28 protein-coding genes and 1 other annotated feature are annotated in these 22049 nt (G+C 33.6%); of the genes, 1 reads left to right on the top strand and 27 read right to left on the bottom strand.

The window, feature by feature from the left end:
- Nucleotides 1–21: 21 nt before the first annotated feature.
- From RT412_RS04225 to RT412_RS04145, 17 genes are all read right to left on the bottom strand, one after another.
- Nucleotides 22–837 (bottom strand): pyruvate, water dikinase regulatory protein, encoded by an 816-nt coding sequence (locus tag RT412_RS04225; RefSeq protein WP_313345482.1) that lies wholly within the window; start codon nt 835–837, stop codon nt 22–24.
- A gap of 10 nt (nt 838–847) precedes the next feature.
- Nucleotides 848–1486 (bottom strand): helix-turn-helix transcriptional regulator, encoded by a 639-nt coding sequence (locus RT412_RS04220; protein ID WP_313345480.1) that lies wholly within the window; start codon nt 1484–1486, stop codon nt 848–850.
- 19 nt (nt 1487–1505) lie between these two features.
- Entirely contained in the window at nt 1506–2900 is a 1395-nt protein-coding gene (locus RT412_RS04215) for a glycine--tRNA ligase (RefSeq protein ID WP_313345477.1), read from the bottom strand.
- 67 nt (nt 2901–2967) lie between these two features.
- Nucleotides 2968–3141 (bottom strand) — a binding site (T-box leader).
- Between the two features lie 47 nt (nt 3142–3188).
- On the bottom strand, nt 3189–3806 hold the full coding sequence (locus RT412_RS04210) for a DUF4342 domain-containing protein (protein ID WP_313345475.1): 618 nt from the start codon (nt 3804–3806) through the stop codon (nt 3189–3191).
- A 16-nt stretch (nt 3807–3822) separates the two neighbouring features.
- The gene (gene recO / locus RT412_RS04205) at nt 3823–4548 is read right to left on the bottom strand and encodes a DNA repair protein RecO (RefSeq protein ID WP_313345473.1); all 726 of its coding nucleotides are present in this window, start codon (nt 4546–4548) and stop codon (nt 3823–3825) included.
- The gene (gene era / locus RT412_RS04200; RefSeq protein WP_313345470.1) at nt 4526–5425 is read right to left on the bottom strand and encodes a GTPase Era; all 900 of its coding nucleotides are present in this window, start codon (nt 5423–5425) and stop codon (nt 4526–4528) included. Before era ends, recO begins: the two co-directional genes overlap by 23 nt.
- Before the next feature lie 16 nt (nt 5426–5441).
- On the bottom strand, nt 5442–5834 hold the full coding sequence (cdd, locus tag RT412_RS04195; RefSeq protein WP_313345466.1) for a cytidine deaminase: 393 nt from the start codon (nt 5832–5834) through the stop codon (nt 5442–5444).
- Between the two features lie 17 nt (nt 5835–5851).
- Nucleotides 5852–6907: a DUF3048 domain-containing protein gene (locus tag RT412_RS04190; protein WP_313345463.1), complete on the bottom strand. Its 1056-nt coding sequence runs from the start codon at nt 6905–6907 to the stop codon at nt 5852–5854.
- A gap of 10 nt (nt 6908–6917) precedes the next feature.
- A complete protein-coding gene (ybeY, locus tag RT412_RS04185) occupies nt 6918–7367 on the bottom strand; it encodes an rRNA maturation RNase YbeY (protein ID WP_313345460.1) in 450 nt (149 codons plus the stop codon).
- A complete protein-coding gene (locus tag RT412_RS04180) occupies nt 7360–8328 on the bottom strand; it encodes a PhoH family protein (RefSeq protein WP_313345457.1) in 969 nt (322 codons plus the stop codon). Before RT412_RS04180 ends, ybeY begins: the two co-directional genes overlap by 8 nt.
- Entirely contained in the window at nt 8328–9551 is a 1224-nt protein-coding gene (locus RT412_RS04175; RefSeq protein ID WP_313345454.1) for a sporulation protein YqfD, read from the bottom strand. Before RT412_RS04175 ends, RT412_RS04180 begins: the two co-directional genes overlap by 1 nt.
- Before the next feature lie 2 nt (nt 9552–9553).
- Nucleotides 9554–9832 (bottom strand): YabP/YqfC family sporulation protein, encoded by a 279-nt coding sequence (locus RT412_RS04170; protein WP_313345452.1) that lies wholly within the window; start codon nt 9830–9832, stop codon nt 9554–9556.
- A gap of 310 nt (nt 9833–10142) precedes the next feature.
- Nucleotides 10143–11045 carry a ribose ABC transporter substrate-binding protein RbsB gene (gene rbsB / locus RT412_RS04165; protein WP_313345449.1) on the bottom strand — a complete coding sequence of 301 codons (903 nt, stop codon included), beginning with the start codon at nt 11043–11045 and terminating at the stop codon, nt 10143–10145.
- A 33-nt stretch (nt 11046–11078) separates the two neighbouring features.
- The gene (gene rbsC / locus RT412_RS04160) at nt 11079–12023 is read right to left on the bottom strand and encodes a ribose ABC transporter permease (protein WP_313345446.1); all 945 of its coding nucleotides are present in this window, start codon (nt 12021–12023) and stop codon (nt 11079–11081) included.
- Between the two features lies 1 nt (nt 12024).
- Nucleotides 12025–13494: a sugar ABC transporter ATP-binding protein gene (locus RT412_RS04155; protein ID WP_398438907.1), complete on the bottom strand. Its 1470-nt coding sequence runs from the start codon at nt 13492–13494 to the stop codon at nt 12025–12027.
- Nucleotides 13495–13546: 52 nt separating this feature from the next.
- The gene (gene rbsD, locus RT412_RS04150; protein WP_313345440.1) at nt 13547–13966 is read right to left on the bottom strand and encodes a D-ribose pyranase; all 420 of its coding nucleotides are present in this window, start codon (nt 13964–13966) and stop codon (nt 13547–13549) included.
- 26 nt (nt 13967–13992) lie between these two features.
- A complete protein-coding gene (locus RT412_RS04145) occupies nt 13993–15009 on the bottom strand; it encodes a LacI family DNA-binding transcriptional regulator (protein WP_313345437.1) in 1017 nt (338 codons plus the stop codon).
- A gap of 130 nt (nt 15010–15139) precedes the next feature.
- Here RT412_RS04145 and RT412_RS04140 point away from each other — a divergent pair, with 130 nt between their 5' ends.
- Nucleotides 15140–15547, top strand: a complete 408-nt coding sequence (locus RT412_RS04140) for a hypothetical protein (RefSeq protein ID WP_313345434.1) — start codon at nt 15140–15142, stop codon at nt 15545–15547.
- A gap of 203 nt (nt 15548–15750) precedes the next feature.
- On the opposite strand, the gene RT412_RS04135 is transcribed toward RT412_RS04140, so the two are convergent.
- From RT412_RS04135 to RT412_RS04090, 10 genes are all read right to left on the bottom strand, one after another.
- Nucleotides 15751–16428 (bottom strand): hypothetical protein, encoded by a 678-nt coding sequence (locus tag RT412_RS04135; RefSeq protein ID WP_313345432.1) that lies wholly within the window; start codon nt 16426–16428, stop codon nt 15751–15753.
- A 109-nt stretch (nt 16429–16537) separates the two neighbouring features.
- A complete protein-coding gene (locus RT412_RS04130) occupies nt 16538–16930 on the bottom strand; it encodes a hypothetical protein (protein ID WP_313345430.1) in 393 nt (130 codons plus the stop codon).
- Nucleotides 16917–17105, bottom strand: a complete 189-nt coding sequence (locus RT412_RS04125) for a hypothetical protein (protein ID WP_313345427.1) — start codon at nt 17103–17105, stop codon at nt 16917–16919. The genes RT412_RS04130 and RT412_RS04125 overlap by 14 nt, the downstream gene beginning before the upstream one ends.
- A gap of 72 nt (nt 17106–17177) precedes the next feature.
- Nucleotides 17178–18071: a hypothetical protein gene (locus RT412_RS04120; RefSeq protein WP_313345425.1), complete on the bottom strand. Its 894-nt coding sequence runs from the start codon at nt 18069–18071 to the stop codon at nt 17178–17180.
- 238 nt (nt 18072–18309) lie between these two features.
- Complete coding sequence (locus RT412_RS04115) at nt 18310–18555, bottom strand: hypothetical protein (RefSeq protein ID WP_313345422.1); 246 nt, start codon at nt 18553–18555, stop codon at nt 18310–18312.
- A 373-nt stretch (nt 18556–18928) separates the two neighbouring features.
- A complete protein-coding gene (locus RT412_RS04110; RefSeq protein ID WP_313370937.1) occupies nt 18929–19642 on the bottom strand; it encodes an HAD family hydrolase in 714 nt (237 codons plus the stop codon).
- A 208-nt stretch (nt 19643–19850) separates the two neighbouring features.
- Nucleotides 19851–20114, bottom strand: a complete 264-nt coding sequence (locus RT412_RS04105) for a hypothetical protein (RefSeq protein WP_313346374.1) — start codon at nt 20112–20114, stop codon at nt 19851–19853.
- A gap of 235 nt (nt 20115–20349) precedes the next feature.
- Complete coding sequence (locus RT412_RS04100; protein ID WP_313346372.1) at nt 20350–20910, bottom strand: hypothetical protein; 561 nt, start codon at nt 20908–20910, stop codon at nt 20350–20352.
- A gap of 25 nt (nt 20911–20935) precedes the next feature.
- Nucleotides 20936–21145: a hypothetical protein gene (locus RT412_RS04095; RefSeq protein WP_313346369.1), complete on the bottom strand. Its 210-nt coding sequence runs from the start codon at nt 21143–21145 to the stop codon at nt 20936–20938.
- Nucleotides 21146–21361: 216 nt separating this feature from the next.
- Nucleotides 21362–21667: a hypothetical protein gene (locus tag RT412_RS04090; protein ID WP_313346366.1), complete on the bottom strand. Its 306-nt coding sequence runs from the start codon at nt 21665–21667 to the stop codon at nt 21362–21364.
- Between the last annotated feature and the right edge of the window lie 382 nt (nt 21668–22049).

Genomic DNA, 22049 nt, shown 5'->3' with positions numbered 1-22049 from the left:
TTATCACCCCTATATAACAGTTTATTTTTTTATTTCATTTTCGGCAATGTAGTCAAGAATAATTGAAGCGGTTTCTTCAACTGCTTTATTGGTTGTATCAATTATTTTACATTTTAAGTTTTTCATCACCTTTTCCGAATACTCAAGCTCCTCGAAAATTCTTTCCATATTAGCATAGTTTGCCGTATCCCTAAGCCCCATTGCTTTAAGGCGTTCTTTTCTGATTTTGTTCAGATTTTCTACATTTAGCGTTAACCCGATTATTTTTTTAGGAGAAATTAACTTTAATTCCTCAGGCAAGCTAACTTCAGGAACTAACGGAATATTTGCTACTTTTAAATTTTTATGAGCCAAATACATAGAAAGCGGTGTCTTGGAGGTTCTTGATACTCCAATTAAAACTACATCTGCTAAAAGAATTCCCCTTGTATCCTTTCCATCATCATACTTTACGGCAAATTCCACTGATTCTACTCTTTTAAAATATTTTTCATCAAGCTGACGTAAAAGTCCCGGCTCATTTTTAGGAGCTAAGCCCAATTGTTTAACTAAAGGAACTAAAATAGGGGTCATTATATCAATCGCGTCAATTTTGTGTTCTGAAGCTTTTTCAATCATATAATCCCTAAGCTCTTCAACTACCAAAGTAAATACAATAAATGCATTTTCCTTTGATGCCTTTTGTATTAAATTGTCTATTGATTCCTTATCATTTATATAGGATACTTTTTTTATATCAAAATCGGCCAAATCAAACTGTCTGATTACTGCTTTAGCTACCTGTTCGGCAGTTTCACCTAAGGAATCCGAAACAGCGTAAATATTAATCTTCACCATAAGTACCTCTTCATTTTGTTATTTCCAATAAAACTTTTGTTATATTAGTTTTTGAAATTCTTCCGATTGCCTTTACTTTATTGTTTGGCAAATGGGTTATAATCGGTATACAATCTATTTCATGCTCTATAATTTTTTCTGCTGCTTCTAAAATTGAATCCTCTTCCAAACAATATATAATTTTAGGCATCCTTGTCATTACTATACCCACAGGAATTGCACTTAAATCTTTTCCGCCCATAGATGCCTTCAATAAATCTTTCCTTGATATTACACCTTTTAATGCCTCATCTTCCACTACGAACAAAGTGCCTACATTTTCTAAGAACAAAGTTACTATTGCATCGTAAACGCTTGTGGATTCGGTTACATTTATAGGAAGCGATTTGATATCCGATACTTTTATCGCTGATAATTTCTCTATTATATCTTTGTTGCTTTTTTTATTTGATATATAATATCCAACCTTCGGTTTTGCATCAATTAAACCGCACATAGATAAAACTGCCAAATCAGGTCTCAATGTTGCTCTTGTAAGACCAATTTTTTCAGCTATCGTTTCACCTGTTACAGGTTGGAGTTTTTCTATTATTTCAATTATTTGATTTTGTCTGTCTGATAATTTTATATAGATCACCCCTTTGGACAATGGAATTACAGTTGATTTATTAAAACTTCATCTTTTCGTTAATATAATTCTCTAAATCATCTATTTTAACTCTGACTTGCTCCATTGTATCTCTGTCCCTTACCGTAACGGAATTATCTTCAAGAGAATCAAAATCGAAAGTTATACAATACGGAGTTCCAACTTCATCGTGTCGTCTGTATCTTTTACCGATGCTTCCCGCATCGTCATAATCAATATTAAAGCTTTTTTGCAGCTTGTGATAAACTTCTGCAGCTTGATCGTTTAATTTTTTAGTAAGCGGCAATACAGCAGCTTTATATGGTGCAAGAGCAGGATGAAGCTTTAACACAACTCTTTCAGTTCCATCTTCAAGTAATTCTTCATTGTACGCATCAATTAACAATGCAAGCATAACTCTGTCGGCGCCAAGTGATGGTTCAATACAATACGGTACATATTTTTCGTTCGTTACAGGGTCTTGATAGGACAAATCCTCTCCTGATGTAGTTATGTGCGCCTTTAAATCAAAATCTGTTCTGTCAGCGATACCCCAAAGCTCTCCCCAGCCGAACGGGAATAAATATTCTATATCTGTTGTAGCGTTGCTGTAATGAGATAATTCTGCAGGATCATGATCTCTGAAGCGTACATTTTCTTTTGTCATACCTAAGGATAATAACCAATTCATACAAAAATCCTTCCAATAATAGAACCATTCCAAATCCTTACCCGGCTCACAGAAGAATTCCAACTCCATTTGTTCAAATTCTCTCGTTCTGAAAGTAAAGTTACCGGGAGTAATTTCATTTCTGAAGGATTTACCAATTTGTCCAATCCCAAAAGGTATTTTCTTTCTTGTGGAACGTGCCACATTCTTAAAGTTTACAAATATACCTTGGGCCGTTTCCGGTCTTAAATATATTTCTGACTGGGAATCTTCGGTAACACCCTGGAATGTTTTAAACATTAAATTAAATTTTCTGATTGACGTAAAATTATGTTCTCCACATTCAGGACATTGAATATTTTTTTCTAATATATAAGATTCCATTTGAGAATTAGACCAACCGTCTACTATTTGCACCTCATCTTTTTCTCTCATGTAATCCTCGATTAATTTGTCCGCTCTGAATCTCGCCTTGCATTCCTTGCAATCCATTAAAGGATCGCTGAATCCGCCTACGTGACCTGAAGCCACCCAAGCTGTAGGGTTCATAAGTATGGCAGAATCAAGTCCTACATTATATGGACTTTCCTGTATGAATTTTTTCCACCAAGCTTTTTTTACGTTATTTTTTATTTCTACACCCAACGGACCATAATCCCAGGTATTTGCCAGGCCTCCATAAATTTCTGAGCCGGGAAAAATTATACCTCTTGATTTAGAAAGTGAAACAAGCTTTTCTAATTTGTTTTTTTCATTTTTTGCCATGATTGCCTCCAATTATATAATTATATAGACTGGGACTTATGATAATACAAAAAAATCTTCCATCCCGCATAGGGACGAAAGATTAATTCCGCGGTTCCACCCTATTTGATAAAGCGTTGCTTTATCCTCTTAAAATAATTGACTCAAAAGCTCCATTCAACTATATTTCCTTATCAGTTTCCACCACACCTGACTCTCTATAAATTCTTTATAGTTTACTCTTCTTTCTCATTGCCTCAACATTAATCTTAATGTAACAAAATTAAGAATTAATGTCAAGAATTTCTTTTAGAATTCGTCATTATCCTTATAATATGTGAAATCGTCCTTTTTATCATTATTCATTTCGTTAATATTGTTCGTAAAATCATTTTTAAATTCATTGGCACTGTTTGTAAATTCATTTTTAAATTTGTTAGCACTGTTCGAAAAATCATTTTTCAAATTTGTTGCACCTTGTTTTACATCTTGCATGGCATCTTTTACAATATCTACGCCTTGCTCTACCTTTTGCCCGATATTAACAATATTTCCGTCAGCTTGAGTTATTTCTACTGAACATTGTGTTAAAAGTGCAGCGGTTACACCGGCAGCAGAAAGAAACGGAGCATAAAAAGCACCGATTATTCCTGCAGTTACAGGTAAATTAACAATAATTTCATTGTTTTTCTTTATTGTAATTTTAGTAGCATTACCTTTTGCGAGTATATCTTTTAACTGGTTTAATATTTGTTCACCTCTGTTGTTACTCTTAGAATTCGAATTGTTTTTGTTTTGGCTTTCAATCAAAATTATTGCATCAAGAACATCTCCGTTTGCATCTTCAAGTGCTTTTTTAGCGGTTGAATAATCTGTATCTGTGCGCTTTAAAATATCATCGATTTTTTTTAAATTTTCATTTTCCATGGATTGTACCTTCCTTTTATAGTAATTTTAAAGTTGTAAAATTATCCTTGCCAATATAATAAAATAAGAAGTTTCTTATTAAATTTAATATATTGGCTGTCACGTCAATAGAACTTATATATTCGAATTTAGTTTTTAAAATTCTTTCCATTGTTAGTATTTCACTGTAGGTAACATTTATTCCACTTCCATAATTTACGCAATCACAGCAAAATAAGCCGCCCTCTTGGATTGAAAACTTTGCGTTTGCTTGTATTTCTTTGCTGCATGATATACAAAGCTTAAAATCAGGCTTATAACCAAGCATTGAAATTAGTTTTAATTCATATGCAGCTATTAATTTGTCGTAATCTTTTTTTATTTCACTTAAATATTTAAGTGCCGAAACAGTCATATCAAAAATACGGGAATCCATTTCATTTTCTCCGGCAACATAGCTTATCAACTCTAATATATAGCTTCCGTAGAAGAAAGCTTCCATGTTGTTCTTTAAACCGAAAAAATTATCAATCAGTTCCGCATGTGTTATGATGAACATATCCTTAGATTTTGCCATCGAGCATTTTGAATAAGCAAACAGCTGAGAAACATTGATTAAATGGGAATTACTTTTCTTCGCTCCCTTTGAAAGCAACTGAATTTTACCGTTTTCTCTTGACAAGGCATGAAGTATTTTATCATTTTCTTTATAAATTACTTCCTTTAGAATTAATACCTCATCAACTATCATGTCTCTTATCATATCCCAAAGTTCTTAATAAATAATTGTTATCACGCCAATTTTCGGAAATCTTTACAAACAGCTGAAGATTAACCTGGCTTCCCAACAATCTTTCGATATCTTCTCTTGCACTTTTACCTATTCCCTTAATTTTTCTGCCGTCCTTGCCTATTATAATGCTTTTGTGTGATTTTTTCTCACATAAAATATTGGCTCTTATATCAACAAGATCCTTGTTTTTTCTTTCCTTCATTTCTTCAATTTCAATGGCAATGCCGTGAGGTACTTCTTCGTTCAGGTACAGCAAAGCTTTTTCTCTGATAATTTCGGAAACAACAAAGCGTTCCGGTCTGTCCGTTATATAATCTGACGGAAAATACATAGGTCCCGGTTTTAAATATTTAATTATTAATTTAATTAAGGAATCCACTCCTACATTTTTAATAGCAGACATAGGTAAAATATCATCAAAAGCTTTATATTTATCAAATTCCTGAGCAATTTTCACTACAGCTTCCTGACTGAATTTATCGATTTTATTGATAACCAATATTTTCTTGGTCTTTAAATCTTTAATTTTCTCAATAATGAATTCATCCCCGGGTCCTACCTTATTAAATTCATCAGTAAGCATAATCAATACATCCATTTCTTCTATGGCAGAATCCACCTCGGTATTCATGAATTCACCAAGCTGATTTTTTGGTTTATGAATACCCGGAGTATCCAAAAATATGATTTGAGCTTCATCATCAGTATAGACAGTCCTTATTTTGTTTCTTGTTGTTTGCGGTTTATCTGACATTATTGAAATTTTTTCACCGATCATTGAGTTCATCAACGTTGATTTACCTACATTTGGTCTTCCTATTATCGTTACAAATCCTGATTTAAACATGTTTCTCCTCTTCTTTCTATTCCAGGTCCTCCGGACCAAAGCTGTTTGGCAGAAGTTCTTTTAGCGTATAAATTTCGTATGAATCTAAATTTTTTGCACATATAACCTTCATATCCTTGCCGAATTCGACCATAAACTGTCTGCACACACCGCATGGAAATGATGTTTTTATATTGCTGCCAACAACGGCTATTTTTTCTATATCCTTATAACCTTCTGATATACATTTTGAAATTGCAACCCTTTCGGCACATATGGTCGGAGTATAGGATGCAGATTCAATATTACAGCCGGTAAATACCTTGCCGCTTTTAGTGTATACAGCTGCACCAACCTTAAAATTTGAATATGGGCTGTATGACTTTTCTCTTGCTTCCATAGCAATTTTAATTAATAGTTTGTCTTCCATTATATCACCCTTTAATATTATTCATTTGTTACAGATTCGACGCTGTCTACAATCTGTATCCATGTATTGCCCGGATTTAATTTAAGTTCTTCATCATTTATGTAAAATCTTGTTCTGTCCTTTTCACTTTTCTTTGACCAGGTTATAAATACTCCCTCACCTTCCGTAAAGTAAATACCTTTACCTGTTCCCATTGATTCTAAATACAATCTTCCTACAGAATCCAATACACTTTTAGGCTGCTCCAGCACAATTATATTTTTAGCCGTTAACTGTTCCTTATTCAATTCATCAATATGCTCTTCCTTGTCTTTAAAACGGAAATATAATCTTGAATCATTATTGTATACATAATCTGTAGTATTATCTTTATTGTATTCAATATTTATTTTATTTGCCTTAAAACTATCCTTATAATTATCCGACAGCTTTGAACTCTTTTCATTAAAGTTATATTTTTCGAAGTTTGCTTCAGTTCTGAATCCCATTCTTTTTGCTTCGTCCCTGATTGACTTTAATGTAGTGTACATATTGTGAGGAGCATATTTCCCCGTATCATTGTATCGCCACATAGCACCGGAATACAAACCGTCAATTTCTGCCGCCTGCAATCTTTTTATTTCGCTGAAAGCATCCTCGCTTCCTCCCACATGAACAAATATGCCATCATTTTCTAAGGCATAATAAATAATATACGGTCTTGCACTTCGTACAGGACCTACCATTTCCGGCTGTTTAGCTAAATATATGGCCAAATATCTGGTATAAGGAAATTCAACCTGAAATTCAAAAACTATTTCAGCATCCTTTAAGCCCGCCTGCCACCTTGCACGGGGATGGTTGTCTAAAGAAACCGCAACAGGTCTTAAAGAAAGCTCTTCAGGGTAGTATTTTAACCCATCCAAAGGAGATACTATCTTATTAGGATCATCTTCTTCAATTTCTGTTTCAATTTCTTCGATATCTGATATATCTTCTTCCTTTTCTAATTCCGGATCAATGACCTGATTTGTTTTTTCAGAGCATGATGCAAGCATAAAAACAGCTAATATAAATATAAGTAATTTTTTCATTTGCTTTTCCTTATTTAAATATTTGAAGTTTCTTCATTATTTCTTTTTCTCTTGAACGCATTTCTGCCTTCTCGTCACCACTCATGTGATCGTACCCTAATAAATGAAGCATGCTATGGACAGTCAGGTAAGCCATTTCTCTTTCCAGGCTGTGACCAAAATCATTAGCTTGTTCGATTATTCTTTGAGTTGAAAGCACTATGTCACCTAACAGTACGACACCTTCAAACTCATCATCATCCAACGGAAAGGATAAAACATCCGTCTCGCTGTCAACATTTCTGAATTCTTTATTCAGCTCTTTTATTTCTTCATTGGTTACAAAAGATACGCTGACTTCAAAATCTCCCTCTAATTCCTCGGCTCTAATGACTTCCTCAATTGCTTTTTCGATTACTTTACAATTATCCTCAGTGATTTCCATAATATCTTGTCGATCGTCAAATAATACATTAATCATTTTTCTTATTCTCATACCTTTCATATGCTTTTATAATATCCTGAACCAATTTATGTCTTACTACATCTGTAGTATGGAAATACATAAAACCAATGTCTTCTACATCCTTCAATATTCTTTGTACAGTTTTAAGACCTGATTTTTTGCCTTCGGGCAGGTCAATTTGTGTTACATCACCGGTTATTACTGCCTTGGAGCCGTAACCGAGCCTGGTCAGGAACATTTTAATCTGCTCATTAGTGGTATTTTGTGCCTCATCAAGTATGATAAATGAAGAATCAAGAGTCCTGCCCCTCATGTAAGCCAAGGGAGCAACCTCAATTAGTTGCTTTTCCACATTTTTCAAATAATTTTCCGGTCCCATTATATCAAATAAAGCATCATAAAGGGGTCTTAGGTAAGGATCAACCTTATCCTGTAAATCCCCGGGCAAAAATCCTAATTTTTCTCCCGCTTCAACAGCAGGTCTCGTAAGTATAATGCGCTCTACTTCTTTTTTTCTGAAAGCATTTACTGCTGCAGCAACAGCTAAATACGTCTTGCCCGTGCCGGCAGGGCCGATTCCGAATGTAATATCTTTTGAATTTATTAAATCCATATATCTTTTTTGACCGATTGTTTTTGGCTTTATTACCCTTCCCGATGCAGTTGTTACAATAACTTCCTTTAATACTTCATTATAATCTATGTTATAATTTGATTTATTTGATTCAATTAAGTAAACAACTTTTTGGTCGGTTATTTCACCTTCTGAGTCAATTGTACTTATCATGTCTTTTAATATTTTAACAACAGCTTCAACCTTGATTTTATCTCCGGTAACCTTAATCATATCATTTCTTACAAGTATATTCACGTCAAAATAGCTTTTGATTATTTTAATATTTTTATCGTGAATTCCTAACAATTTAATAAGGTTTTTATCTTCTGTTATTAATATATTTTCTTCGTGTAATTCCATTAATCCTCCTGATTATCATTTGTTGTTTCCTTTTGTTCCGTTTCCGGTACCGGATATATTTTGACCTTTGTACCTATATCCTCAATTACTTCAATTTGAGCTCTTAAATAATAATAATTATCATCATCAGAAAAATTTAAAGATGATTTTAATATTCTTGCTTCCTTGCCGCACTTTTTCAACAAGTCATCATACATTCCTATTGTTAAGGTGTTTTTGGCCGTATTTTCATTTATATCGACTTTCTTTATCACCTGTTCATAATATGTACCCTTTATTATACTGATATCAGCCAAATTTGATAGTATAGGAATTCGAATAGTCCTTTCTCTATAATTATAATTTTCAAAAGGACTCTTGTCACTTAATATTTTATTACTTTTGCCATTTAAATGCAAGTAATAAACGCTTTTGCTTTTATTGGTGGATACTTCCACATCTTTCAGTTTTGGCTCCTTCGATTCAAAATTGTAATATGTCTTGCCATAAATAGTACCTTCTGAAGGAACCATCATAAATTCTTCGGAATTCTTATTTTTAACAATACCCATTACCAATGTCTGACCTTCATAAACCACATCGCCTTCTTTGACTACAGGTTGACCGCTCTTTGCAATTACTTTATTTATTATTGCATTTTTTGTGGAAATAATGCTTGTTGGTTCATTTTTCTTAATATCCGGGTTTTCAATTACCTTTTCTTTAACAAAGATTATTAAATTAGAGCCTTCAACATATACTTCTATAAATTTAAAATTTTCAAAGTTTTTGTAAAGAAGTGTTTCTAATTGTTTTGGTTTTACGTTAGTATGGGAAATTGGTGTTTTAATATTGTTATTTTCAAGAACTTTAATTATATTTTTGGCGGTTGTGTTGTTTGTTCCGATAACCTGTATATTCCAGATTAATGATGTGATTACATAGAGCGAGATAATTAAAGCAAACAGCCCTAATACGAAACCTTTTCTCACCTTTAATTTTGCTAAATTGTATGCGAGACCCTTTTTATTTACCGGTTCTATTTTAGTTTCTTTAATAATATCAGCATACTTTCTGTAATCTTCATAGGATATTTTAAATTTGATACCATCCTCTTTTCTTTCAACATCCCATATGCTTATACCTTTTTTTCGAAGTAAATTCATGACCTTTTCGAAGTTTGCCGCTCTCAGACGTACTACAACATATCCTGTCAATAAAGACATCAACTTGAAAATAAGCATAATTACTCCTTCTTAAATATTATTTCTTCAATATTACCCTTAACTATGACCTTGTAGTCATTTATTTCTTCTATTTTAAATTTAGCTCCCTTAACTATGATATTTACCTCTATAGCCTTTACCTCAATCAAATTATTTTCGTACACAATTATTCCTAAGTGATTTTCTATTATAACCTTCTTGTTGCCGTGCATCATTAAATTGAAATTATCTGAAAGAGCATCATTCGGAATTTCCAAATCATCTGCAATTCTGCTTCTAAAGTCATTAAATTTGCCCATATTGCCTCCCTTTGACGGGGACATTCCTTCTATCCATCAAAGACTTGCCTTTGGCAAAAAGAAGTGTGTCCCTCTTCCTATTATGACATTACTTATATCACAAAGACTCACCCCGATAAAAAAAGGTGTGTCCCCCCTCCTTTAATAATTATGCACGTATGACTGACTGTATGAATGCATTAAGCAGACTATAAAAAAAAGCCCCTGGACTCTATTAAGAATCGAGAGCTTTTTGTTCCCGCAACATCAGTCTGTAATTTTTTGACTATGACCTGTTGCGGGAACACATAATTTTATTAAAGCTATTACATTATTTCTTAACTAATTGAAGATCTACAGGCATCATGCTTTCAACCTGTTCTCCATTCATGATTTTTACTGCTGCTTCAACACCCATAGAGCCTATTTCCTTTGGAAGTTGTTCAACTGTTGCTGCCATTTCGCCGCTTTCTACGGCAGCTTTTGCATCATCAGTGGCATCGAAGCCTACAACCAGGATATCTCTCTTTGAAGCTTTTATAGCTTCTATTGCTCCGAGAGCCATTTCATCATTGTGAGCAAATACCGCATCTATCTCCGGCTGAGCCTGCAGGATGTTTTCCATTACAGTCAGTCCCTCTGCTCTGTCAAAGTTTGCTGTTTGTTTTGCAACTACTTCAATGTCAGTTCCGCTTATTGCTTCATTAAAGCCCTGTCCTCTGTCTCTTGCAGCAGAAGCTCCGGGGATGCCTTCCAGCTCAACGACTTTTCCTTTGCCTCCTAACAGCTCTATGACATATTCTCCAGCAAGCTTACCGCCTGCAACGTTATCAGAAGCAATGTGTGATACAACTTGACCTCCGTTAGCCCCTCTGTCAAGTGTTATTACAGGGATATTTGCTTTGTTTGCTGCTTCAACGGCACTTTTAACCGCATCAGAGTCTGTAGGGTTAATCATAATAATATCAACACCTTGGTTAATTAAATCCTCTACATTTGACATTTCTGTTGCAGAATCATCCTGTGAATCCAGCGTAACAAGCGTAACACCTAATTCTTGAGCCTTTGCTTTTGCGCCTGCTTCAAGGTCGACAAAGAAAGGATTATTTAATGTTGAAATTGCCAGACCTATGGTCTTTGCTTCCTCATTGGTTACATTTTCATTTGTACTGCATCCTGCAAACAGTGACAGTATCATTAGTGTGACAACAACTAAACTCAAAAATCTTTTCATAAAACCCTCCAAATTATTTTTGATTTTTATTTTTTATCTTGATAGTTTTTGTTTTCTATCAAGAAGTACTGCTGCTAATATAACTATACCCTTTGCTACATCCTGGTAATACGATGGTACCTTCATTAAATTCAGGGCATTGTTCAATATACCGATTATAAGGGCACCAATTGCCGTGCCTGCAATTGTTCCGACTCCTCCTGCCATGCTTGTTCCTCCCAGGACAACTGCCGCAATGGCATCAAGCTCATATCCTGCACCTGCCGTCGGCTGGGCAGAGCCTAATCTTGCCGTAATCAGTATTCCTGCCAAAGCCGCCGTCATTCCTGAAATTGAATAAACAAATAATTTGACGCGGCTTGTTTTAATCCCCGAATAAATTGTCGCTTCTTCATTAGAGCCGGTTGCATAAATATATCTTCCTATGCGGGTATGATTTAATATATAGTACGCCAAAATAAATACTACAATCATTATGTAAACGGGAATGGGTATAGGTCCGATAAACCCTGTACCGATTTTTCCAAAGGCTTCGGATGCACCGGTGCTTCCCGTGCTTATCGGTCTTCCCTTTGTAAATACAAGAATTAAGCCTCTTAACAGCGTTACCGTACCCAGAGTTGCAATAAAGGGCTGCAATCGTCCTGCGGTAATAAGTGTTCCGTTAAGGAAGCCTATAAAGGTTCCTAACATCAAAGCCGCAATTACAACGACAAATGCATTTATGCCTGATGAAATCATAGCTGCCGCTATAGCACCGCAAAAACCCAGAACCGAGCCCACCGATAAATCTATGCCTCCGATTAATATTGCAAAGGTCATGCCTGTGGCAATTACCGCATTGATGGATGTCTGCCTGAGAACAGTCAGAATATTGCCCCAGGTCAGAAATCTGGGATTGATAATCGCTACAACAACCGAGGCAGCAAGCAGCACTATTAAGGGCTTATTTTTGAGCAGTTTTTTAATGGTCGTCATTTTACACATCCTTTCCTACGGCAAGTGTCATGATAGCTTCCTGAGTAGCATCTTTTTGTTGTAAAAAGCCGGAAATCTTACCCTCGTGCATCACCATTATGCGGTCGCAAATTCCCAGAACTTCAGGTATATCAGAAGATACAACTATAATGCACATACCTTCTCTTTTAAACTTGTTAATTAAATCATAGATGTCCTTTCTTGCACCTACATCCACGCCCCTGGTGGGTTCATCCAATATAAGTATTTTTGGATTGGTATTAAGGTTTTTTGCAATGGAAACTTTTTGCTGATTTCCTCCGCTTAGGTATTTTAGCAATTGATGCGTACCGGCAGTTTTTATGGACATTGTTTCTATATAATTATTTGCCGAATCTTGCTCCTTATTTTTATTGATCAGACCAAGAGTACTTGTAAATTTTTTAAGGGAGGACATGGTTATATTGTCCCTCACACTCATATCGGTTATTATTCCGTTGGTCTTTCTGTCTTCTGAAACATATGCTATTCCAAAATTCAAGGCATCCATGGGAGACTGAATCTTTATTTTTGTACCGTTTAAAAAAATCTCTCCCTTATACGGATAAATTCCGTAAAGCGTCCTCATGAGCTCAGTCCTGGAGGACCCCATCAAACCGGCTACCCCTAATGTTTCGCTTTGTCTTAATGAAAATGAAATGTCTTTTACAAATTGGTTTGAAAGGTTTTCCACCCGCAAAACATCCTGCCCTATTGTAGTTTCAATTCTGGGATATTGCTCGCTTAGCTTTCTTCCCACCATCATCTCAATTACTTTATCTTCATCTGTTTCCGGAATCGCCCTTTCACCAATCAGCTCTCCGTCTCTCAATACGGTCACATCATCGCATATTTCAAATATTTCCTGCAATCTGTGAGATATGTATACAATGCTTTTTCCTTCTCTTTTTAAATCATTTATTACATTGAACAATTTTTGTGTTTCGGCAGGTGTCAAAGCACCGGTTGGCTCATCCATTATAATAATCCTCGCATCAATAGAAAGAGCTTTTGCAATTTCAACCAGCTGTTGCTTTCCGACGCTTAAATTCCTGACCAGCTCCCTGGGATTTTCATTTAGCCCTAACTTTTTCAGCCAATATTCGGAATTTTCATAAAGCCTTTTCCAAAGAATTCGTCCTCTGCCTGATATGGGTTCCCTTCCGAGAAATATGTTTTCTCCTATGGACAGGTCACCAACTAAATTTAATTCCTGGTGTATAATGGCAATTCCGGCTTCCTGGGATGAATGAGTATCATTAAAGCTGACCTCACTGCCATTCAGATAAATTTCTCCATCCGTTTTCAGATAAACACCGGTAAGAATTTTCATCAGGGTGGATTTTCCTGCTCCGTTTTCACCTACAAGTGCCATAACACGCCCCTTGTAAATATTGAAGCTCACATCTTTTAATACATTAATACCGGAAAAATTTTTCGTAATATGTTTCATTGATACTGCAATGTCTTTCAATTAATCACCACCCGCTAATTTTTTATATTCATCAGAATGTTACTCCGGATACAAGTATAATGTTAGCAAATGCTTTATATTCGCCGGTTCTTATCACCGCCTTGGTACCTGCTGTTCTTTTCTTGAATTCTTCATGGGCTACATATTCAACTTCAATTGCTCTTGATTCTTCTTTTTCGGCAGCTTTTATAATTTCTGTTATTTTATTGTTCAACTCGGGGTTGCTATGGACTATTTCTTTTGCAAGTATAACCTTTTCAATAAACAGCTCCTCCAACACCGCAGACAATACAGGAATAAATTCCGGCAACCCCTTTACTACCGCAAGGTCTATCCTTTGAACTCCTTCCGGAACAGGGAGTCCGCAGTCTCCTATAGTCAGTGAATCCGTATGTCCCATTTTACCTATAACATATGAAATTTCAGAGTTTAATAAATTTCCTTTTTTCATTCTGCCACCTGCTTTATAATTAATTGTTATATAGAATTTCTTTCGATTATTTCTGTACCCAGTGTTATTACTTCTGTTTCTTTAAAATTATTACTTTTCTTATCCGGATCATTCAAGGTTTCCAGCAATAACTCCATAGCCTGATAACCCATTTTGTAATTAGGCTGTCTGACTGTAGTAAGAGACGGCTCCACAAGCCCTGCCAGATATATGTCGTCAAAGCCCATTACACCCACATCACCGGGAATACTGAAGCCATTTTTCTTAAGCTCCTTAATAGCACCGATTGCAATCAGGTCATTGCCGCAAAATATGGAATCAAACTGCCGTTTTTCAGATAACAATTCATTAATGCCGTCTTTCCCCCATTCAATTTTGTATTCACCGTATTTAACAAGTTTTTCGTCATATTTCAGACCGTTGTCTGATAATGCCTTTCTATATCCCTCTAATCTGTCCCTTGCTGTGCGGGTCTTTAACGAGCCTGAGAGAAATGCTATTCTTGTATATCCTTTGTTTATTAAATGAGAAACACCCTTGTATGCTCCCTCTAAATTGTTAACCAATACCTTACCGCAAATTTTTTCTGAATAAAAATCTCTGTCGATTAAAATTATTGGAACTTTACATCTTTCCAATATTTCTGACATTTTTTCACTGCCGGAAGAGTGTGCAATTATTATTCCGTCCGCCATTTTTTTAGTGAGAGTTTCAATATACTTTTCTTCCACTTCGAGCTTATCGTCTGTATTGCAAAATATAATGCTGTAACCCGATTCATTTGCCTTGTCTTCAGCGCCTCTGGCAATACCGGGGAAAAAGGGGTTGGTAATATCAGGCAGTATTAACCCCACAATATGAGTTTTTTGAGTTACAAGACTGCCTGCCATTGCATTTGGAACATAGTTATATTTTTTTACCGCATCCAGAACTCTCATGCGGGTTGCATGAGTAATATTCTTATCTTTGTTATTTAAAATCATCGAAACCGTGGCAATAGATACTCCTGCCTCTTTTGCAATTTCTTTAATGGTAATTTTCATAATGAATACCTACTTAAACGTTTAACTAAATTATAATCCCGAACAACAAAAAAGTCAATAACAAAAGAAAACATTTGCAGGAGTATCATGTCCTTCCTGAAAGAAAAGTTGACTGGTTTCTGACGGAACATTGATTAATAAGGATGACGGCAGAGAGTATTCATACTTATATTGGGAAGGTATAGGAGAAAGTTCCTGGGATATGTCAAAAGGTTTTGTAGTAAAAGGAACAGATACTATACAATTTTTACAGGAGAAATTAGAGTATATGGGGTTGACTCCTAAAGAGCTGAATGAATTTATTGTTTATTGGCTTCCACATATGCAAAATAACAAATACAATTTAATCACATTCCAGACAGATATTTATGAAAGCAGTGCTAAACTGAATGTAAGCCCAAAACCGGACAGTATTTTAAGAATTTTTATGGTGTATAAAGCTTTAGACGAGTTTGCGGAAGTGCAGGAACCTGCATTAGACGCATTTGAAAGGAATGGATTTGCAGTTATTGAATGGGGAGGAACAGAGCTTAAATAGGATATATACATTTCGGGGACGTATTCTTGAAATCCATTTCAAGTCCGTCCCCAGAATATTGTCGGTCGCTTATACTGTAAGTGAAAAACCCCCTTGTATATCAAAGGGGCTCAAGTTAAAATTATTCGCTGAAGACTGCTGTCCTTGTATCATTATCCCACTCAACCTTAATATCAAGCATATATGCTCCTGAATTTTAGTATCTATTCAATATCAGTAAAATGATATAATCCGTCTTCTCTTAACTGTAACATATAGCTTGTATTATTTACACTTATAAAAACATTGCTTCCGTCATATTCTGTACTTTCAAAATAAATATGCCCACTATCGTAATATAAGGATTCAATAAATTGAAATCCATCAGGTATTTCTGCACTACTTATAATCGGTTTATATCCTATACCCTTTTCATTTATTGCTATGCTGAAAATATTGATACCGGTAATATTTGAAAACTTATAATCTGTTACATACATACTGTATAAGTTATCATTTAGTTTAATAACATCGTCAATTTGTATACTGCCGTTGCTGTCTATAATTTCTATTATATCGTTATACATAACTATATGATAACTGCCCTTTCCGCTGTTACCATAAAACTCAGGGTTTTCTACATATTCTATAATCCTGAAGCCATCTATGTCATAAACCTTAAATCTCTGTGATAAATTCATTATATCCTCAACAGAGATTTCAGGATTCTCAGCTAAATATTCTATAAAAGAATTCATTATCTCAATACTTTCCGTAGTATCGACATCTCCCGTTTCCCATTTATCAAACATAGCACGCAAGCTATTATCCATTTTCATTTTTAACAATAAGAATAATATAAGAACTACAAGCATTGTTATAGCAATATAAACTTTTTTCATTGGTCTTAACCCGTCCTCTTTTCGTCAATTTTTTAAGTATAATTTACAAAACCCAAAACCGGATATTTTCATTTTACATCAGTTTAGAGGTTTTCACAATCTTACATATTTAATTATTTATTTTTTCCAGCATTTCATTGATTGCTTTGGAGTCGGTCTTTTTTATAAAATTAACCTTGTAGCTGCCGCTTTCATCCTGTGCCATTCCCACTATACCTGTGCATTCTCCCTCTGTTTCTACAGTGTCTTTCATAAACTTTAACCTTACAGCATACATATACTCATGGTCCTCTGTTTCATTCAGCTCAATATTTTCAGTCCTTATATATATGTTGTTTTCATAAGCCAATTTATCCATATAAGTAACCAATCCTAAAGCAAACAATCTGTCGAGACCTTTTTTCGTAACAAAAGGAGCGTACTTATCTATGTATTGTCCGTATATTTCTTTAGCTTCTTCATCATTGTATTGCGTTATTCCCGACAAGTCAGAATTTACCATCTTCTCCTTTATTACGTATATCTACAGACCTCTCGTAATTTTCATAGTCATTAACTTCATACATACTCTTAAGGAAGGATATCGCCGTCTCCTTTTCATCATCCTTACTGCAGCCGACTATTGCTACAAGAATTGTAATTATAAGAAATAATGTTTTGATTATTATGTTTTTCATCGTTCCTCCTCAATTTAAACCTTAGCCGGTAATAATTTTCTTCTTATATGTTATTGTTCATAGTTGAGTTTTTTAAAAAATTCCCGGTATAACCTTAGCGATTTGATACCCTAAGAAAAAGGATGCTGCATTTGCAGCTAAAGCATACAATATGGCATATGATTTTTTAGCCAATCTGTCAGTACTTTGTTTAGTAAGCAAATTGGAATATATGGAAGCTTCTATTATAAACACAAAGATTTCTGCCAAAAAATAACTTAGTACAAACACCAAGCCTCCTAAAAAGTAATTAACCGTATTAAGCATAACGTTAAGAATTACCTGAGTTGCAATATTGGTTTTTAAAATAATACGCAACTGATTTTTATCTCGGTAGCCAAAAAACAGAGCAACTAAAACTTCAATTGCTATGGTAGTAATTATTCTTATAATAAGAGAAATAATTTCCCATGTATAATTATAATCTGTTTCCACCTTTATTCCTTCAATGATTGACAAAGGGAGCAGCTCCATATTAGTTGCATCAGCTTTGAAATAGGAATCAAAGGCATACTGCTCATAGATTTCGCTTACAACAAAGTTGTCCAGATCCGGAAAATAAACTAAAATTTTAAATTTTTGAGGAGGATAGTATCCCCATCGAAATTGTGATGTTCTTGTACAGTCTTCGAAGTATTGTAAAAAATAATATCCGTCTTCATCCTCATAGTCAACGAATTTTTGCCAAACTTCATAATCATCGTCATCTTTCTCATATCTGAGATCTCCCTGAAATCTTCCAACTGCACTGTAGGGTCCCGTAGAAGATGTTTCTGACAACAAAGTCGCATAGTAAGCTTCTCCCTCAAGACCTTTAAAGTTTATTACAACGGATGGCTTGGGTCCCATATCTCCATAAGCATATGCTGGTATAAAAACAAACATTATTGTAATGCAAAATATAATAATACATAGCTTCTTTTTCATACTGGTTCTCCTACAGTCCGGTCTTTGATATAATAACTGATATAACACTTATAACAATCAATACTATCAATAGAATTTTTATATGCCTGTTAAAATTTCTTCCATTTCAACCTCCCCCATAAATTATATTGTACGTCCTTTCAACGTATTTAATTATTAAGCAGACAGCCCAGCTTCCATGAATACAGGATCAATATCCGGTTCAACCGTATCATTACTATCTTCTGCTACGAAAATATCAAAATTCTGCGAAAGTGTTTCGACACGATCCCATCCGGCATATCACAACATTCATCACCCATGCGGAGATGAATGCAAAACGTACTTTTTGAAAAAACATTTGCCTTCCGGAATAATATAGCATTAATAATTCAGAACATAAAAGTAGGTAAAGAAACAGTTTTATATCATTAAAAGCATTTATAGGTTTTTCTATATTTTCTTCAATATTATTTTTGTTGTTTTTATCCCTTTCATTATTCATAATGACATCCACCTCTTATTAATATTCTTACTGCAGCCTAACTATTGCTGTCAAAATTATAATTAAATAATAATTTTATTCTTTTGTTTAGAATAATCAATTTACCACCTAAATTTTATTTATTACTTACTTTATTTTTTTTATTAAGTCCATCAATTTTGTTGCACTTATAAAAGATGCAGGAAGTATCACCACCACTATAAGAAACATTATTACAATATCAGCTAAGGCAGAAATTGGGAAATCAAATAGTGATAATATTTTAAAATATATAACAAAGAAAACCGCTGTTAAAAAGATAGAAATAATAGAATACATATTATTAAGCCTCCTGAATCATATGAATTAGATAAATCTCAGCATCAGAAATATATTATTTATCTTTAACCATCTTTTTCTTTATATAATTCATGGTGTTAGTATATAAGTGTGGACACTTAATTTGATGTCTATAAATGTGTTTTTTTGAAAGTATTTTTAGCAGTTCATCAAATGTATTTATGAAAGATGTAGCTTCGGTTACAGTACCAAACCCATACTTAGCATGAACGAAAGGTATACCAGCATATTTTGCTGCAACATAATCTCCTTGAGTATCTCCGATATAAACTGCTTTATCTAATTTGTTTCTTTCAATGATAAGCTTAATATTTTCTCCCTTGGATAATTTTGTTCTGCCGTGGTTCTCATAATCACTGAAATATTTATCTAATTTATGATATGTTAAAAAGATTTCTATATATCCGTCCTGACAATTGCTGACAATATATAAATTATACTTCTTAAGCAGCTTTTTTAATGTATTTTCTAAATTGGGATATAATCTGCCGCCTTTTTCTTCTAAATATATTAACTCTTTCTTGCAGCATTCCTCTATTATTTCCAATGCCCTGTCTTTATCAACTTCACTTAATATAATTGAACTTATTTCAGTAATTGTTTTTCCCATAAGTTTTTTGCTTTCTTCTATAGTTAGCGTATAATTAATTCTATAATTATTTCTAATAACTTCATTCCATGCATCGACTACTGGTTCGACAGAATCCCATAATGTTCCGTCTAAATCAAATATTATGCCTGTTTTCATATATGCTCCTTAATTTTAGTATCTAACGATATTCACAAAATGATATAATTCATCTTCCCTCAATTGTAAAATATAGCTTGTATCATTTATAGCTATCAAAATTTTACTTCCATCATATTCTATCTCTTTAAAATAAATAGGTTCTTATCATAATATAAAGATTCTATAAATTGAAATCCATAAGGTATTTCTTCATTATCAAAATTTTTCAGTATGTCAGATGATAAATTAGATATTTTTGCATAAGATATTCATAAGCGTTGTTGGCAATATCTATATTTTCTGATTTATCAGTTGAAATAGACTTTATTATACTACTCAAACTAAAATAATCCGTGGCAGTAGGTGCAAGATGCATTATTAGAGTATCATATACAGCATTGACTGTAAATGTAAAAAAATTTAGGGATATGATAATAAATACGGTTGAAAATATTAGAATCATTTTATTTGCTTTCTCACTTTTTCCCATTTTAGCCTCCTCCATATATAATAATGTTCGATAATATATTACATTTCATGAAATATATTATATCGTATAATTTCTCCAACTTTTTGAACCGTTAAGTTCACCTCATTTTTTCTTTAATTATACCATAAAACTATTGATTTTTCAATGGTTTATGGTATAATTGTGTTCGGTTTGTTCGGCGTTTTTGCACAGTCTGCCGTCCCCCCTGATACCTCTGACATATTCTTACACCTTCCTAAAAGAAAACAATGCTAAAATCATCAAATTCAATTTTTTCTTTATATTTTATCATAAAAATGTATTTATCTCTTGCAATATTATCAATTGAATATATTTCTATTGGATATCCTTCTATTTGTTTATCTGTAATACCAAAATAAATATTCTCAAAATTTATCATTCCCGATTTAGTATATACTTCACTACCCTTAAATACAATTCCACTTTTAATACTTTTGTGTTCATTGTAATAGCCATAGTCCTTGAAAAAGCCTCCAACATAAATCATATTATCAGGGTCAATTATATGTTCTTTTTCTATATACGGTATATGTGCAATATTAAAAGGTGCTATAGCTTTATTTTTTATTACACAAAAATATACAAATGATTCATTAAGGTATACAATGTACCTTGTATCTTTGGGAGCATCCGCATTTGTATATATGCTAAAGATTATTTTTCCGTCATCAATTTTATTAAGTAAAATCTCATCATAGTACATATTTGATGCAATACATATCATTATATACATCATCATAATAATTAAAATTATCTTATTTATATTAGCTTTCAATATGCGTATGCTCCCTTATATTTTATTAAATGCCTGGTATCGTAGATAGTTCACTAAAATATGGCAACGTAATAGATTTTGGATATCCACCAACTATATTATATTCTAATTTCCCAATTCTAAATTCTTCTCTCATAATATTATCATTGTGGTACCTTGTAGCTGGTCTATTAACATCAGCATAATATTGTGAAGCTAAAACTTGTGTTTTATCATGCGTTGCGACTCTTGGCATAAAATCACCCCTTTTGGCAATTTATACCATGTATAAGTATCTGTGTCAAGAGAATAAACCTAAAATTCATTTAATATTATCCATCATAATAAATTGTAGAGATGACAGTAACCCCGTCCCCCTGACACCCCTGACACCCCTGACACTCTTGACACTTTAATTTTACTGGGACTTTTTCATGGGTCTCGAACCGTCCTATCTGGGAATATATAGTATTTAACTGTGCTTTCTTCTTAACAAATAGATCATACACCCTAAGTAAAAAACAAATATTGATACAGAAACAATAAAATCTATAGATTGAAGTTTCCAATTTGATAATCCTAAGTAGAATATATAAAAACTTCCTCCAATTCCAGTAATTCCGCCTAAAATTTTATTTCTCGACAAAAGAATACCACTTATTAAAAAAATTATTAAAATTGCATAACCATCAATATTGATTACTAAGCCAATGCTCCAGCATAAAATCACTATAGATAAATAAAAAAAGAATGGTGTGTAATAAAATATTTTCTTCATAACTCCTCCGTTAATATAATATTTTATTATTTGTATTAGGAATTAAATCAAAAAACTGATTTTTATCATAGATTACAAACTTGCTATTCATTAACAATAAATTATTACTTTCTTTTTTGACTTCCCATACATTAAAGTCATTTGAATCTATTATATTATACGAATAATAATAAACAGTATCTATGTGAACATAGGACCCATAAATATTATTGTCATACATATAAAGTATTTGGTCAAAATTTACTTTTGAACCATTCAAGTGGTTTTGTGTGGAGCTTAAATCATTAAATTGAGTGTCTAAAAATTCTCCATATGATGATGTCATGGGTGTCATGGGGACGTGGGTGTCATGGGGACTGTCATGGGTGTCATGGGGACGTGT

This window comes from Sedimentibacter sp., assembly GCF_032080165.1.
In the GTDB taxonomy this organism is placed as follows: domain Bacteria; phylum Bacillota; class Clostridia; order Tissierellales; family Sedimentibacteraceae; genus Sedimentibacter.
Note: the sequence above shows the minus strand (reverse complement) of the source record. Positions and strands in the feature narration are given on the sequence as shown.